Consider the following 14466-nt stretch of genomic DNA (forward strand, 5'->3'; position numbering starts at 1 on the left):
ACGCCGTTCTTTGCGAACTACCGTCCGCAGTTCTACTTCCGCACGACGGACGTGACCGGCACCGTGACGCTGCCCGAGGGCACCGAGATGGTGATGCCGGGCGACAACCTGAAGTTCACGGTTGAGCTGATCGCGCCGATCGCCATGGAAGACGGCCTGCGCTTCGCCATCCGCGAAGGCGGCCGCACCGTCGGCTCCGGCGTCGTCTCCAAAATCCTCGAGTGATCTTGGCAGATGGTGCGGCGGGCCCTATCCGGCCCGCCAGCCTGATATTTTGATGGGTGCTGCGGCACCCATCGTCTCTTAGGGCAGGGGCTCCGGCCATGCCTGAACGGGTTCGATGAGGGGGCAGGGTGGTCCTGTCTCCTCCTCTCAACTCTCACGCCTATGAAAAGGCATACCGAACATGCAAAGCCAGAACATTCGCATCCGGCTCAAGGCGTTCGATTACCGCGTCCTCGATGCGTCGACGCAGGAGATCGTGAACACCGCCAAACGGACGGGCGCGCAGGTGCGCGGTCCGATCCCGCTGCCGAACAAGATCGAGAAATTCACCGTTCTGCGTGGCCCCCACGTGAACAAGAAATCCCGCGACCAGTTCGAGATCCGTACCCACAAGCGGCTGCTCGACATCGTGGACCCGACCCCGCAGACGGTGGATGCGCTGATGAAGCTCGACCTCGCCGCCGGCGTGGATGTCGAGATCAAGGTGTAAGGAGGGCAGATGCTTATGCGCTCTGGAGTCATCGCAAAAAAAGTCGGCATGACCCGGCTGTTCATGGAAGACGGCAAGCAGATCCCTGTGACCGTCCTTCAGCTCGAAGGTTGCCAGGTGGTCGCGCAGCGGACCGCCGAGAAAGACGGCTACACCGCCGTTCAGCTCGGTTCCGGTTCGGTGAAGGCCAAGAACGTGACCAAAGCCATGCGCGGCCATTTCGCCGTTGCCAAGGTGGAACCGAAACGGAAGATCGCGGAATTCCGCGTGGCCCCGGAAAACCTGATCGGCGTGGGTGAGGAAATCACCGCCGACCATTATTTCGAAGGCCAGTTCGTCGACGTTGCCGGCACCACCATCGGTAAGGGCTTTGCCGGTGCCATGAAGCGGCACAATTTCGGCGGTCTGCGCGCGTCGCACGGCGTCTCGATCTCGCACCGTTCGCACGGCTCGACCGGTCAGTGTCAGGATCCGGGCAAGGTCTTCAAAGGCAAGAAGATGGCCGGTCACATGGGCGCCGTCCGTGTCACCACGCAGAACCTTCAGGTCGTCAAGACCGATGCCGACCGTGGCTTGATCATGATCAAGGGTGCGGTTCCGGGCTCGAAAGGTGGCTGGGTGACGATCAAGGACGCGGTCAAGAAACCGTTCCCCGAGAACGCGATCCTGCCCGCCGCTCTGAAGTCCGCCGCCGAGGAAGCCGCGAAAGCCGCCGAGGAAGCCGCCGCTCAGGCCGCAGCCGAGGAAGCCGCCGCTGCTGAGGCCGCCGCCGCGGAAGCCGCAGCCGCCGAAGAGGCCGCCCTGAAAGAAGCGGAAGCTTCGATCGAGGCCGAGAAGAAGGAAGGCGACGAATGAAACTCGACGTGATCAACCTGGACGGCTCCGCCGCGGGCGAAGTCGAGCTGACGGACGAGATCTTCGATCTCGAGCCGCGCGCCGACATCCTGCACCGGGTCGTCCGCTGGCAGCGCAACAAGGCGCAGGCCGGTACCCACAAGGTCAAGACCCGTTCGGAAGTGTCTTACTCGACCAAGAAGATCTATCGCCAGAAGGGCACCGGCGGCGCACGCCACGGCTCCCGCAAGGCGCCGATCTTCCGCAAGGGTGGCATCTACAAGGGCCCGACCCCGCGGTCGCACGCCCACGAGCTGCCGAAAAAGGTCCGTGCCCTCGGTCTCAAGCTGGCGCTCTCCGCCAAAGCCAAGACCGGCGCGCTCGTGATCATCGACACGGCGGATTCCGACGGCAAGACCAAGACGCTGGCGGCACAGGTGAAAAGCCTGGGCTGGAAGCGCGCGCTGATCATCGACGGTGCGGCGGTGAACGAGAACTTCGCTCGTGCCGCGGCCAATATCGACGGTCTGGACGTGCTGCCGAGCGTTGGTGCCAACGTGTATGACATCCTCAAGCGTGACACCCTGGTGCTCACGAAAGCGGGTGTCGAAGCTCTGGAGGCTCGACTGAAATGAGTGCGAAGCCCGAACATTACGACGTGATCCGCAAGCCGATCATCACCGAGAAATCCACCATGGCGTCCGAGAACGGCGCGGTGGTCTTCGAAGTGGCGATCGACGCGACGAAACCCCAGGTGAAAGAGGCCATCGAGGCGCTCTTCGGTGTCAAGGTCAAGGCCGTGAACACCACCATCACCAAGGGCAAGGTCAAGCGCTTCCGCGGCCAGATCGGCCGGCGGAACGACGTGAAAAAGGCCTATGTGACCCTCGAAGAGGGCAACACGATCGACGTGTCGACCGGTCTTTGATCGCGGTGGGGTGAAACCCCATCCTACGGAATTGGAAAGGCCCCCGCAGCGATGCGGAGGCCTTTTTTGATTTTTGGATGTCGCCGGCAGATATAGGAACGTTTGAGCCTGCATGCTGAAATGCTTTGCCAGCTTGAAAGTTCATGCCGGCGTCTCGTTGCTGGTGAATGCAGAAATTCGGCTGTTCCTAGACAGAACAAAACGCGTAACGTTGTCCCTGTATGATCTATATTCAGTGACGTTTCTTGGGATGGGGGACCCCTCAAAGCCTCTGAATGGAAGAAAGAATTTTATATCTTGCGTGCCTTCCTGAATTAAATCCTGCAGTAGAAAGAACTGGGTGTAGCGTTCGAAGGAGCCGAAGAGGTCAAAGAAATCACCATATCGCTGTAGCGTTGCAGATAATGGGTTGGGTGCACCAACATAGTGAAGACGAATGCATTCGAGCGTAAGATCGAACCGGTCTTTTATACGGCTGTTGGTTCCGCGAGCCATATTGATGTTTTGTTGCCTGTTGATCATCTTGGCTGGGAAAATGATGTAGGCGCCTATGGTGCTGCAAACGCGAAAAAATGCTTCCAACTCTGTTGGAGGTATCTCGGAAATGATGTGCTGCATGGATTTCCAGTATCGGTATGTGTGTCCCAGTGCATCGCTTGACAGAAAGAACTCCCCAGAGCTTGAAGAGTGGTATAGATAAGTTTTTGGATGACTATCCGAAAGTGAAAAGCGAATGTCATTAGGTAGAGGTTTGCTCCAGAGATATCGGTGATATTGTCGCAGAGTAGGGCTTCGACTATCGGGATCTCTCCCGACGGGGGTGTCAGAATAAAAGTCAAAAGTTGTATCAATAAAGGTGGTCACACCAAATTCCCTCTGCCTCTTCAACTGAATTGACTTTCGAACGTTACGGGCACACCGGCAAGGCCTTGACCCGGCATCTCTCCTCCCCTAAGAGGTCCCATCCGCAACAGCCCCGGATTCGTCCGGGGCTTCGCGTTTGTCTTGCGACACCCGTCCCGGGCCTGACCCGGGACCTCCACCGTAGAGGCCCCGGAACATGTCCGGGGCAGGGGATCGAGAGACCCACGAACCGGGCACCTTCGGGGGCCTACAAACCGGCCACCTGCGGACCACCAGTCGAGGGGGCTATCACATAGGGCGGAGCCTTCCGCCCGTCTGTAAACGGAAGACAGAAAGCATGGCACTCAAGTCGTACAAGCCGACGACGCCGGGCCAGCGCGGGCTGGTGCTGATCGACCGTTCGGAGCTGTATAAAGGACGTCCCGTCAAATCCCTCACCGAGGGTCTGACGAAATCGGGCGGCCGGAACAACACCGGACGGATCACTGCACGCCGCCGCGGCGGTGGCGCAAAGCGTCTCTACCGGATCGTCGATTTCAAGCGGAACAAATTCGATATCAACGGCATCGTCGTTCGCATCGAATACGATCCCAACCGCACCGCCTTCATCGCGCTCGTCCAGTATGACGATGGCGAGCAGGCCTATATCCTCGCGCCCCAGCGTCTGGCCATCGGCGACAAGATCGTCGCCAGCGCCAAGGCCGACATCAAGCCCGGCAACGCAATGCCCTTCTCCGGCATGCCGATCGGCACGATCGTCCACAATATCGAGCTGAAGCCCGGCAAGGGCGGCCAGATCGCACGCGCCGCGGGCACCTATGCCCAGTTCGTCGGTCGTGACGGCGGCTACGCCCAGATCCGTCTGAGCTCGGGCGAGCTGCGCATGGTGCGTCAGGAATGCATGGCCACCGTCGGTGCCGTGTCGAACCCCGACAACAGCAACCAGAACCTCGGTAAAGCCGGCCGCGTCCGTCACATGGGCAAGCGTCCGAGCGTCCGCGGCGTCGTGATGAACCCGATCGACCACCCCCATGGCGGTGGTGAAGGCCGGACCTCCGGTGGCCGTCACCCGGTGACGCCCTGGGGCAAGCCGACCAAGGGCAAGCGGACCCGCGACACCAACAAGGCGTCGCAGAAGCTTATCATCCGCTCGCGTCACGCCAAGAAGAAGGGTCGCTAACATATGTCGCGCTCTGTTTGGAAAGGCCCTTTCGTCGATGCCTACGTCCTGAAGAAGGCCGAGAAGGTACGCGAAAGCGGCAAGAACGAAGTCATCAAGATCTGGTCGCGCCGCTCGACGATCCTGCCCCAGTTCGTGGGCCTGACGTTTGGTGTCTATAACGGCCACAAGCATGTTCCCGTGAACGTCTCCGAAGACATGATCGGCCAGAAATTCGGCGAATACGCACCGACCCGTACCTATTACGGGCATGCGGCCGACAAGAAAGCCAAGAGGAAGTAAGCCATGGGCAAGGATAAGAATCCCCGCCGCGTGGCGGACAACGAGGCGATGGCAAAGCTCCGCATGCTGCGCACCTCGCCGCAGAAGCTGAACCTGGTGGCCGCGCTGATCCGCGGCAAGAAGGTGGAAAAGGCCCTCACGGACCTGACCTTCTCGAAAAAGCGGATCGCCGTGGACGTGAAGAAATGCCTTCAGTCCGCTATCGCGAATGCCGAGAACAACCACGGTCTGGACGTTGACGAGCTCGTCGTCGCCGAGGCCTATGTGGGCAAGAACCTTGTGATGAAGCGCGGTCGTCCCCGGGCGCGTGGCCGTTTCGGTCGCATCAACAAGCCGTTCTCGGAACTCACCATCAAGGTGCGTCAGATCGAGGAGCAAGCCTAATGGGTAACAAGACCAATCCGATCGGCATGCGCCTTCAGGTCAACCGCACCTGGGACAGCCGCTGGTACGCCGACACCAAGGACTATGGTGATCTGCTTCTGGAAGACATCGCCATCCGCGAGTTCATCCACGAAGAGTGCAAGCAGGCCGGTGTGGCGCGCGTCATCATCGAACGTCCGCACAAGAAGTGCCGCGTGACCATCCACACCGCCCGTCCGGGCGTCATCATCGGCAAGAAAGGCGCAGATATCGAAACCCTGCGCAAGAAGCTGGCGAAGATGACCGACAGCGAGCTGCACCTCAACATCGTCGAGGTCCGCAAGCCCGAGCTCGACGCCCGTCTTGTGGGTGAGAGCATCGCGCAGCAGCTCGAGCGCCGGGTGTCGTTCCGTCGCGCCATGAAGCGCGCGGTGCAGAACGCCATGCGCATGGGCGCGCTGGGGATCCGGGTGAACGTCGCGGGCCGTCTCGGCGGTGCCGAGATCGCACGGACCGAATGGTATCGCGAAGGCCGTGTGCCCCTGCACACCCTGCGCGCCGATATCGACTACGCGCACGTCGAAGCCACGACCCCCTATGGTATCATCGGGATCAAGGTCTGGATCTTCAAAGGCGAAATCATGGAGCACGACCCGGCTGCCCGCGACCGCAAGTCGCAGGAAATCCAGGACGGTCCGGCTCCGCGCGGCGCCATGGGCGGCCGTCGCTGAGGGAGTTTGAGACATGCTGCAACCGAAACGCACCAAGTTCCGGAAGATGTTCAAGGGCCGCATCAAGGGTGAGGCCAAGGGCGGTTCCGACCTGAACTTCGGCCATTACGGCCTGAAGGCTCTGCAACCCGAGCGCGTCACCGCGCGCCAGATCGAGGCCGCTCGTCGTGCCATGACGCGTCACATGAAGCGTCAGGGCCGCGTCTGGATCCGGATCTTCCCGGATACCCCGGTGACCTCGAAACCCACCGAGGTTCGGATGGGTAAGGGTAAGGGCTCGGTCGATTACTGGGCCTGCAAGGTCAAGCCGGGCCGCGTGATGTTCGAGATCGACGGCGTCGCCGAAGACATCGCCCGCGAGGCGCTGCGTCTGGCCGCGATGAAGCTGCCGATCAAGACCCGCGTGGTGGTCCGCGAGGACTGGTAACCGGCGGCGATGCCGCCGGGCATGATGGAGGCGGGCTCAAAGAGATCGCTCGAGTCGTGCACCGTCTAAAAATTCGACCCCTGCCGGGAAGCTGGCCGGGGTCTTTTTTTGCGCGCCCTCCAGGGGCCGCGCGTTTCGGAGCTGATGCGAGCCATCGGTTTTTCGGTGCTTCTCACGCGATATCGGGGGACATCCTGATCCGATGGAGCAGGCAACGGTGCGGGATAGCGCGTTCGGATCAGCCCACGGCATCGCTTCCCGTTTTCTGCACCTGGCGCAACGCTCCGGGTCGCTGTCGGGAAAATTGGTCTCTCGGAGAATTTTCGGAAGAGCGGTTCTCGGGCGGACGTCTGCGTCTTGGCCGCTATCGCTCAAAGCTCGTAGCCGAGCTGGTCCCAGATGCCCGCGCCGTAACGGGCGCCCTCGTGCAGTTCGATATATTTGGCGTTGGAATTTCGCAAAGTGAGGTGGCGGCTTTCGACCTCCTGAATATCGGTGCGTGGCGTGAGGTTCAGAAAACCGGCCACGCGCGTCAGCTCCGCTTCAGGGTCCGCACAGAGATCTTCGTAGCGGAGAAGAATGCAATCCGCGTCGGAGAAGTCGGCCATTGCCTGGGTGTAGGCCGCGTCCCAGTGGCGCATCAGCTCGTCCAGAGAGGTATGCGCCCATTTCAGCGTCGCCGCCGATGCCGCGCGCGGGTCGCGGGTCATGATCACGAAACGGCTGCCGGGAAAGACCTTCCGCAGCCATGCGATTTTGGTCAGGTTGGGGGGTGACTTTTCCAGCAGTACTGGGCTGTCACCCACAACAAATCGGCTCCAGTCCTGAATGATCCGGCCGCGGCAGTCCTTGAGGTCATCGAGCTTCTCCAGATCGGCGCGCATCGTGCTGGAAAACGCAAATTTCCCCGGCCCGCCGTAATGAAGTGCCGCCCGATAGACCGATTGCATATGTTGTCCTTCGCTTTCGGGAACCGTGGCGCGCAGGTATGACAGCTCATAGCGCGCTGCTAAGGTCCGTTCCAGCAAGGTGGTGCCGCTGCGGTGCAGGCCGCCGACAAAGACGAAGCGGTCCAAATGCGGGGCGTCGTTGTACGTCACGTCGTCTAGACGCGCGGCCGGCGCCACGGGCGGAGTGTCGTGTTTGCCCGTCAAGCGCTGCGCCAGGCGCATCCAGATCGACATGTCTCTATCCCTTTCTGTGCGAGGAGCAGAGCTTTCACCAAGTTCCTTCTGCTCATAATATGCATGGGTTAGATGTCGTCATGCCAACGGTATTTCGGGTAACGGCGCGATGGGCGAGGGCGCGTCGCCGGTGAGCTCAAAAGTGCATCACCGCCAGGGATCGCTCGTCAGGTCGGGGCAGGCGGGTCAGAGGTGGTCTTGACGCGGTGAAAACATTGCCTGCAAGCGGTGTATCGCTTTGTGCCCAGAACGGGGCGTGGACAGATGTATCGTAACCGCAACCTATGGTCGGGCGTCCCGTTGGCAACGCCTTTGCCGGCAGTATGTTTGTCGGGCAAAGTGACGGAAAAATGGGCATCATACCTCTACGGACACATTCTGGCGCGGGCGCGAAGAGGGTGGCGGGACAGGTGCCACGTTGTCGGCGCTATCGGCGGAATGCCCTGATCCGTCGGTTAAATTGATATGTAGTTCTTTGTATTTGTTGTATTTTTTTTGTATTTTCAGCGGACGCTCCGCTCTATCTGGGGCGGGAATGCAGTTCACCGGACCTGGTCGCATGCGCTACCGGTCGCCTGCGGCCTGGCGCGGGTAAGATCTGAGCGCCGGAGCGGATCACAAGACGCTGCTTGAGAATCCAAAAGGCTCTCATATTGTCGGCCATGTCCGACCAGTGAAGATCGGGGCGGTCAGCAACCGGGGTCATGGAATTGACGAAGAACGTTATTCGGCTGCATGTTGGGGCGCACAAGACGGCGACGACCTATCTCCAGCAGTATCTCGCCCAGAACCGCTCAGTTCTCGCGCATCACGGGACGGCCTACTGGGATACCCAGGATATCCGTTTCAAGTTTAAACTGGCCTGGGATCAACACAGGCTGGACCGGCGGAGCCTAAGGGCACGTCTCGGCACCCGGATCCGAGGTGACCGTATCCAGATGCGCATGAAGGAATGGTTCGCGCTAGACCGTGACGTGCTGATCTCCGAGGAAAACCTGCTCGGAGAATGCGACGATTTCTTCGGAGGTGCGATCTATCCGGACGCCGACGCACGCCTGGCCCTGCTCGCCAAGGTGCTTCCGGACAAGCCGCTTGAGGTCTGGCTCTGCCTGCGCGGTTACCCCGATTTTCTCGCCTCGATCTACGGCGAAGCCAGTCGGTTCTGGACCTGCCCAGCGCCGGAGGAATTTGTCGAGCGCCACGCACAGCCCGACGGCAAATGGATCGAGGTGATCGATCGCATTCGCGCAGCCTTGCCGACCGCGCGTCTTCGTGTCTGGACATATGAGAACTTTCGCCGTCTCGAACCGCGCCTCGTCGAGGGGATGACCGGGGTAGCGCCGACGCGGCTGACTCCCCTTGCGCAGTCCGAGGTCCGCGCGAGCGCATCTGCCAAGGCGATCCTTCGAATGGCCGAACTCCCCGGCAGCATTCGTGGTGCCGAGCGGCAATACCGGATGCTGGAAATGGAGCATCTGCACCCGATACGAGATCGTTCCGACCGGTTCTCGCCCTGGGCTGAGACGCAGCGCGCGCAGATGATGGCGGCCTATCGCGCCGATCTGGAACGAATTGCGGCCCGAGACGATGTGGACTTCATCGAATGATCTTGGCACCGGCAGCAGGCCAGAGGGCAGCTTCACATGGGTGACATTCGCACGCGCCTGCTAAAGGGCGCGCTTTGGATTGCGGTCGGTCGCCTGGTTGCCAATGCTCTGGGCTTTGTCAGCACGCTGCTGCTTGCACGGTTGCTTGTGCCAGAGGATTTCGGCCTGGTTGCTATCTGTACCGCCTTCATGGCGATCCTGCTTGCCATCACCGAGATGCCGCTCGCCGAGGCACTGATCCAGCATGACGATCCGCAGGACGCGCATTTCCACACCGCGTTTTCCATGTCGGCTGTGCGCGGAGCGGTGATGGGAGGTTTGCTGGCGGTGTTTGCCGGGCCGGTCGCCGGTTTTTACGGTGATCCGCGCCTGCGGGACATTCTCTATGTCATGGCTGGCGGTGTATTCGCAGTCTCCCTTTCCAACCCCAAGATCGTCACCTTCCAGCGCGAGCTCGAGTTCCGCCAGGTCTTCGTCATGCAGATCAGCGAGAAGGTGCTGAGCTTTTTGGTGGCAATCGCCGTGGCTGTGCTGTTCCGCAGCTACTGGGCGCTGGTGCTTGGCGGATTGGCGGCAGAGCTGACACGGGTGGCACTCTCCTATGGGCTCAGACCGTTCCGTCCCCGCCCGACCTTCGTGCACTGGCGCGAGCTTTTGTCCTTTTCCATCTGGCTTACGTTTGCCAATTGTATCCAGGCAATGAACTGGCGCGCCAACCCGCTGGTCTATGGGGCGATCCTGCCGACCCATCTGATGGGGCAGTACAGCTTCGGCAACCGTGTCACGAACGTGCTGTTCGGACAGCTAGCGCAGCCGGTACAGCAGACACTGTATCCGGCGTTTTCACGCTTCAAGCATAACCTTCCGGAGTTGCGCCGCGCCTATGTTCGGGCTCAGGGCATCATGTGTATGTGGATCTTTCCCTGCGCGATCGGTTTCGCAGCGCTTGCGCCGGACTTCGTGGAACTGATCGTTGGCGAGAAATGGCTGGAGGCCGTACCGGTGATCCAGCTGCAAGCGATCTCGTCGGCGCTGCAAGCTGCCGTCGCGATCCAGCCGCTGGCCATGGGCACCGGTAACACGAAGCGTCTGTTTCACCGCGATTTGCGCGCATTCCTTGTGCGGTGGCCGTTGGTTCTGCTCGCGATCTGGCTGGCCTGGCCGCATGGCGCATACGCGATCCTGATCGGCGCCATGCTGGGAGCGTTGGCGGCGTCGGTTGTCAATGTGATCTGGAACATGACCCTGGTGCGCGCTATTGCGGAGCTTCCCTTGCGCGCGCAAATGACCTTTGCGCTGCGTCCTTTCTTGGCCGTCGTAACAATGACGGCGGCGATCTGGCTTGCGGGTTTGTTGATGCCGGCCTCGACATCGATAGCCGCAGCCTGGCTCCGGCTGCTTGTTTTGTGCCTCGTCGGCGCGTTCAGCTACGCAGGCGCTCTGGCCATCCTGTGGCTCGCAAGCGGACGTCCGGACGCCGCCGAGGTTGAGGTTGTGCAGCTTCTTCGCGGCGCGTTCAGGAAGCTGCGTTCCCGCGCCGGCTATTGAAAGCCTCGTTGCCCAGCGTCCACCAGTAAAGTGCGCGGCGCAATCTCAGCAGGCGTCCGCGATCATCGGACTTGCGCTGACCGTGCTGCAATTTGGTGCCGGTGATGCTCGCGAGCTGCTCTGCACTCAGCTCTTCGCCGAGCCATTTCAGCAGAGGACGAAAGCCCTCGGGCTTGCCCTTGAACTCCTCGTAATCGATTAGAAAGGCGCGATCGCCCAGCTTTTCCATGCTGTCGCGGAAGCGCGCATCCGCCCCTTCGATGCATTTGCGAACGCGGCCCAGGTCTGTCCGGTATCGCCACCATCCCGATCGGGCGACCTCGCGCCAGTTGCGGGTGTTGAAAATGAAGCGTGAACCGGGAAACGCCGCCGCCATGAAATCGATGGCCTGAATGTACTCTGCATCGGAAATATCGTCCGGTGTGAAACGGATTTCCTTGAAGCCGGTGACATGCGTGTTTTCGTCCGGGCGCAGAAACTCTCTGCTGAAAACGTCGCCGAGCCCCAAAGCGTATGCTTCCGCATCGGTGTTGAGCAATCCGAACCACGGGGCCGACGGCGTCTGCTTGGTTTGGGCATATTCGTCCTGCGCGTCATGCAGCCGTCCAGCGCTCAAGGCTAGAGCGTTCACTGCGCCATTGTTCTCGCCGCGGATGCAATAGCCGTCGATGCAGTTGAGAAAATTCATCAAAACGGTCGAACCGGAACGACCGTAGGTGATCACGAACACATACTGCATTGAGGAGCCCTTTCGAAATGCACCTATTGTCGGTACGATGCCAACTCCTTCAGCAGCGCGCAACAAATAGGCGGTCCAAGACGATCTGCGGCGCGAGCAAAGTGGCGTCGCGATCAAGAATCTGGCAAGTTTGCAGCGTAAAAAGTCCACTGGGACCGTAGGCTTTGGCGGGAATCACGCCCGCCGTGCGGATCGGTGGTTTGGTTCATTTTCTGGCGCCCGATCGCGGCGCCTATGACGGATGGATTTGCATGACAGGCGCTCCGACGCTCTCCCCGAAGACGGGGACAATAGCAACTGCCACCGGTCCGGTCACGATGGACACGCCCCGCTACGGAGCAGTGATACGGGCCTATGAATGCACGCCGCTCCTCAAGCAGGTCATTACCGCGCTGCGTGCACAAACGGCACCGCCCGAAGCAATCCTGATCGTCGACAGCTCGCATTCGGCTCAGACGGCTCGGGATTTTGCGGCGCTGGGTGCGACGGTCGTCCCCTACCCGAAGGGCGAGTTCAACTATTCCCGCGCTATCAATGTCGGCGTTGCTGCGAACCCTGCGCCGCTGACGCTGATCGTATCCAGTCATGTTCTGCTCGCGCCGGAGGTCATCGAACATGGCTGGCGCATGGCGCAGTCCCACAATCTGGAGGTGGTGTTCTGGACACCGCCGGGCCCGCAGCAGGTTGGCGAGGTGGAATTCGTGGTGGGGCGCCGCAATTTTACGGGGCGGAACGGTATGTCCAACAGCGCGGCGCTCGTCCCCACAGAGCGACTGCGGGTCCGACCCTTCCGCGAAGAGGTGTTCTCGGCCGAGGATCAGGAATGGACGCGCTATTACCTCGGTCAATATCGCCGCGGTCTCTACCGCATTCAGACCGCGGCAATGCAGTATCTCAATCCGAACCATGGCGAAAAGGTTTGGAGCCACGACAAGCTGATCAACGAGGAACTGGCGATCGGTCATTTCGTGAACCGCAGGCTGATCATGCCGGATCGTATCATCGCGCGGTTTCTGCGCGGCGTTCTTGCGACCCTGCGCCGCCGACCCGAGCGCGCACGCATGCATTTCGGCATCGCGAAGGCCTTTCTCATGGCGAATTTCAAGCAGCCCGTTGCCCGCTCACGCTATTTCTAAGGCGTAGGCCATCTTAACCACGGGATTTCAAAAAGGTTACGTAGAGTGACACAAGACGACGATACGATCGAACTGGTCTGCGTGACGGATGCGAACTATGCCCCGCATTTCGCCGCCCTGCTGAAATCCATCGAGGCCAACAAGGGGCCCGAGCGCCTGCGCGTGCACGCCATACTGGATGGCGTCGGGCCCGAGCTGCTCTCGGACATTCGCGGTGCGGTGCCGGCGCTTGAGATCGAGGCCTACCAAGTCTCCGATCACGACGCGCTGAAGCTTCCGCCGCTGATGCATATCAGCCGCGCGACCTATCTTCGCCTGATCATGCCCGAGGTGCTGCCGCCGGATATCCACCGCGTGCTCTATCTCGACATCGACATGGTGGTGACTGGCAGCCTTCTCCCGCTCTGGCAAAGCGATCTGCGGGGGCTGCCCTGCGGCGCGGTCGCCGATCATAACCTGTCGGCGGAGGCCCTGGCCCAAAGGCTCGGACTGGATGGGGTGGGCTGCTATTTCAACGCCGGCATGCTGCTGATCGACATGCAGGCGGAACGCGACAGCGGATTTCTCGCCCTTGCGCTCGACAGGTTGACCGCAGCCCCCGAGGCCTATGAGTTCGCCGATCAGGATGCGCTGAACGAGGTCCTATGGCAGAAATGGGCGCCGCTCGACAAGACGTGGAACTATCAGCGGGCCTTTGTGAATGATCGCAAGGTCTACCGGGCGCCGGACACGCATGGTGTGCATCTTCCCAGCATCATCCATTTCACCGAGCCGCCAAAGCCCTGGCAATCGACGGACTGGCATCCTTATGCGTGGCTGTATTGGAAATATCTGCGGCTCACACCGTTTTTCGCAGACATCCGTCAGCGTGGCGGCGTCGGTGTGCCGCGACTGGTCAAGTTCTGGCTGAAATATCAGATGGCCTTGCTGCAAAGCGCACATGTGAAACCGAGCGCATAGGCCCGGGCAGGGCGCCCAAGTCTTATCCGCTCGCCAGCCCCCGCGACTCGCGCTATGAGGCGGCATGACCCAGATCCGCTCTCTCTTCGCGACCCGCCTCTACCGCGCCCCTCTCTCCGAGCATACGCCCGCCGTCGATACCGCCGAGCTGGAGGCCTCCTGCTGGTCCATCGCCGAGGATGACGAGGCGGGGCAGGCGTGGTGCGACGAGAACAACTATCCCGGCTACACCTCTTATGCCTCGCTGACCGATCTGCCCTGGCGCTTTCCGATCTTCGCCGCGCTGGTGGAGGCCCTGGATAAGCATGTCGCGGCTTTCGCCGGGGATCTGGAATTCGATCTGGGCGACAAGGCGCTGGTGCTCGAGGACATCTGGATCAACATCCTGCCCGAAGGCGGCACCCACGCCTCGCATATCCACCCGCATTCGGTGATCTCGGGCACCACTTATGTGTCGATGCCCGGCGGTACTTCGGCGCTGAAGCTGGAAGACCCCCGTCTGGGCTTCATGATGGCCGCACCCGCGCGCCGGAAGGGCTGCCGCGAGGAGCTGAGGACGTTTGTGTATGAGACGCCCGAGGTCGGGGACATCCTGCTCTGGGAAAGCTGGCTGCGCCACGAGGTGCCGCCGAACCCGGCCGAGGAAGAGCGGATTTCGGTGAGCTTCAATTATAAGTGGGAGTGATGCGCTACGACGAACTCATCGGCCTTGATGAAAGTTGGCCTTGCTCGAATGGTTCACAAGCGGACATGAGTCCCAGTGGGTATGGCCTGCTGCCGGTTTCGTGGACGGCAGTTTAAGCTTTCATAGCTCTCTCCTCGAACGTGATAGGGCTTAGATACCCGATGGTCGAGTGCCGACGCTTTGGATTGTAGAACCGTTCGATGTAATCGAAGACATCTGCGCGCGCCTGCTTCCTGGTGCGGTAAGTTTTCCGCCTAACCCGTTCGGTTTTTAGCGAAGAGAA

18 protein-coding genes and 1 pseudogene are annotated in these 14466 nt (G+C 60.8%); 15 read left to right on the forward strand and 4 right to left on the reverse strand.

Features of this window, described 5'->3' with window-relative positions; translation table 11 throughout:
- The 5 genes and pseudogenes from tuf to I6N89_RS24550 all read left to right on the forward strand — a co-directional run.
- Positions 1–225: pseudogene (tuf, locus tag I6N89_RS24530) on the forward strand (elongation factor Tu); the annotation flags it as partial.
- Between the two features lie 181 nt (positions 226–406).
- Positions 407–715 (forward strand): 30S ribosomal protein S10, encoded by a 309-nt coding sequence (gene rpsJ / locus I6N89_RS24535; RefSeq protein ID WP_007792792.1) that lies wholly within the window; start codon positions 407–409, stop codon positions 713–715.
- Positions 716–730: 15 nt separating this feature from the next.
- Positions 731–1570: a 50S ribosomal protein L3 gene (rplC, locus tag I6N89_RS24540; RefSeq protein ID WP_207020901.1), complete on the forward strand. Its 840-nt coding sequence runs from the start codon at positions 731–733 to the stop codon at positions 1568–1570.
- A complete protein-coding gene (rplD, locus tag I6N89_RS24545) occupies positions 1567–2184 on the forward strand; it encodes a 50S ribosomal protein L4 (protein ID WP_076696755.1) in 618 nt (205 codons plus the stop codon). The genes rplC and rplD overlap by 4 nt, the downstream gene beginning before the upstream one ends.
- A complete protein-coding gene (locus tag I6N89_RS24550; RefSeq protein ID WP_076696753.1) occupies positions 2181–2477 on the forward strand; it encodes a 50S ribosomal protein L23 in 297 nt (98 codons plus the stop codon). Before rplD ends, I6N89_RS24550 begins: the two co-directional genes overlap by 4 nt.
- 141 nt (positions 2478–2618) lie before the next feature.
- Here I6N89_RS24550 and I6N89_RS24555 read toward each other — a convergent pair whose 3' ends face one another.
- On the reverse strand, positions 2619–3341 hold the full coding sequence (locus I6N89_RS24555) for a DUF6994 family protein (protein ID WP_419247639.1): 723 nt from the start codon (positions 3339–3341) through the stop codon (positions 2619–2621).
- Between the two features lie 337 nt (positions 3342–3678).
- On the opposite strand from I6N89_RS24555, the gene rplB reads away from it, so the two are divergent.
- Genes rplB through rplP form a run of 5 tightly spaced genes read left to right on the forward strand, consistent with a single transcriptional unit; the run spans position 3679 to position 6324 of the window.
- The gene (gene rplB / locus I6N89_RS24560; protein ID WP_207020893.1) at positions 3679–4521 is read left to right on the forward strand and encodes a 50S ribosomal protein L2; all 843 of its coding nucleotides are present in this window, start codon (positions 3679–3681) and stop codon (positions 4519–4521) included.
- 3 nt (positions 4522–4524) lie between these two features.
- On the forward strand, positions 4525–4803 hold the full coding sequence (rpsS, locus tag I6N89_RS24565; protein WP_076696747.1) for a 30S ribosomal protein S19: 279 nt from the start codon (positions 4525–4527) through the stop codon (positions 4801–4803).
- A 3-nt stretch (positions 4804–4806) separates the two neighbouring features.
- Positions 4807–5187, forward strand: coding sequence for a 50S ribosomal protein L22 (rplV, locus tag I6N89_RS24570; protein ID WP_007792768.1), 381 nt, complete (start codon positions 4807–4809; stop codon positions 5185–5187).
- The gene (rpsC, locus tag I6N89_RS24575; protein ID WP_076696745.1) at positions 5187–5897 is read left to right on the forward strand and encodes a 30S ribosomal protein S3; all 711 of its coding nucleotides are present in this window, start codon (positions 5187–5189) and stop codon (positions 5895–5897) included. Before rplV ends, rpsC begins: the two co-directional genes overlap by 1 nt.
- 13 nt (positions 5898–5910) lie before the next feature.
- Positions 5911–6324 carry a 50S ribosomal protein L16 gene (gene rplP, locus I6N89_RS24580; RefSeq protein ID WP_076696743.1) on the forward strand — a complete coding sequence of 138 codons (414 nt, stop codon included), beginning with the start codon at positions 5911–5913 and terminating at the stop codon, positions 6322–6324.
- Positions 6325–6695: 371 nt separating this feature from the next.
- On the opposite strand, the gene I6N89_RS24585 is transcribed toward rplP, so the two are convergent.
- On the reverse strand, positions 6696–7508 hold the full coding sequence (locus tag I6N89_RS24585) for a sulfotransferase family protein (RefSeq protein ID WP_207020894.1): 813 nt from the start codon (positions 7506–7508) through the stop codon (positions 6696–6698).
- A gap of 704 nt (positions 7509–8212) precedes the next feature.
- Between I6N89_RS24585 and I6N89_RS24590 the strand changes: the two genes are divergently transcribed.
- Together I6N89_RS24590 and I6N89_RS24595 are read left to right on the forward strand one after the other, a co-directional pair.
- The gene (locus I6N89_RS24590) at positions 8213–9115 is read left to right on the forward strand and encodes a hypothetical protein (protein ID WP_207020895.1); all 903 of its coding nucleotides are present in this window, start codon (positions 8213–8215) and stop codon (positions 9113–9115) included.
- A 36-nt stretch (positions 9116–9151) separates the two neighbouring features.
- A complete protein-coding gene (locus I6N89_RS24595; RefSeq protein ID WP_207020896.1) occupies positions 9152–10663 on the forward strand; it encodes a lipopolysaccharide biosynthesis protein in 1512 nt (503 codons plus the stop codon).
- Here I6N89_RS24595 and I6N89_RS24600 read toward each other — a convergent pair.
- On the reverse strand, positions 10632–11402 hold the full coding sequence (locus I6N89_RS24600) for a sulfotransferase (RefSeq protein WP_207020897.1): 771 nt from the start codon (positions 11400–11402) through the stop codon (positions 10632–10634). The genes I6N89_RS24595 and I6N89_RS24600 overlap by 32 nt on opposite strands.
- 164 nt (positions 11403–11566) lie before the next feature.
- Between I6N89_RS24600 and I6N89_RS24605 the strand changes: the two genes are divergently transcribed.
- The 3 genes from I6N89_RS24605 to I6N89_RS24615 all read left to right on the forward strand — a co-directional run bounded on the left by I6N89_RS24605 (position 11567) and on the right by I6N89_RS24615 (position 14183).
- Positions 11567–12538 (forward strand): glycosyltransferase family 2 protein, encoded by a 972-nt coding sequence (locus I6N89_RS24605; protein WP_207020898.1) that lies wholly within the window; start codon positions 11567–11569, stop codon positions 12536–12538.
- Positions 12539–12583: 45 nt separating this feature from the next.
- The gene (locus tag I6N89_RS24610) at positions 12584–13498 is read left to right on the forward strand and encodes a glycosyltransferase family 8 protein (RefSeq protein WP_207020899.1); all 915 of its coding nucleotides are present in this window, start codon (positions 12584–12586) and stop codon (positions 13496–13498) included.
- A gap of 64 nt (positions 13499–13562) precedes the next feature.
- On the forward strand, positions 13563–14183 hold the full coding sequence (locus tag I6N89_RS24615; protein ID WP_207020900.1) for a TIGR02466 family protein: 621 nt from the start codon (positions 13563–13565) through the stop codon (positions 14181–14183).
- Between the two features lie 112 nt (positions 14184–14295).
- Here the strand turns inward: I6N89_RS24615 and I6N89_RS24620 are convergent.
- Positions 14296–14466 (reverse strand): IS3 family transposase (locus I6N89_RS24620; protein WP_207020243.1); only part of this gene is annotated, 171 nt, incomplete at its 5' end.

This window comes from Salipiger abyssi, assembly GCF_017311415.1.
In the GTDB taxonomy this organism is placed as follows: Bacteria; Pseudomonadota; Alphaproteobacteria; order Rhodobacterales; family Rhodobacteraceae; genus Salipiger; species Salipiger abyssi_A.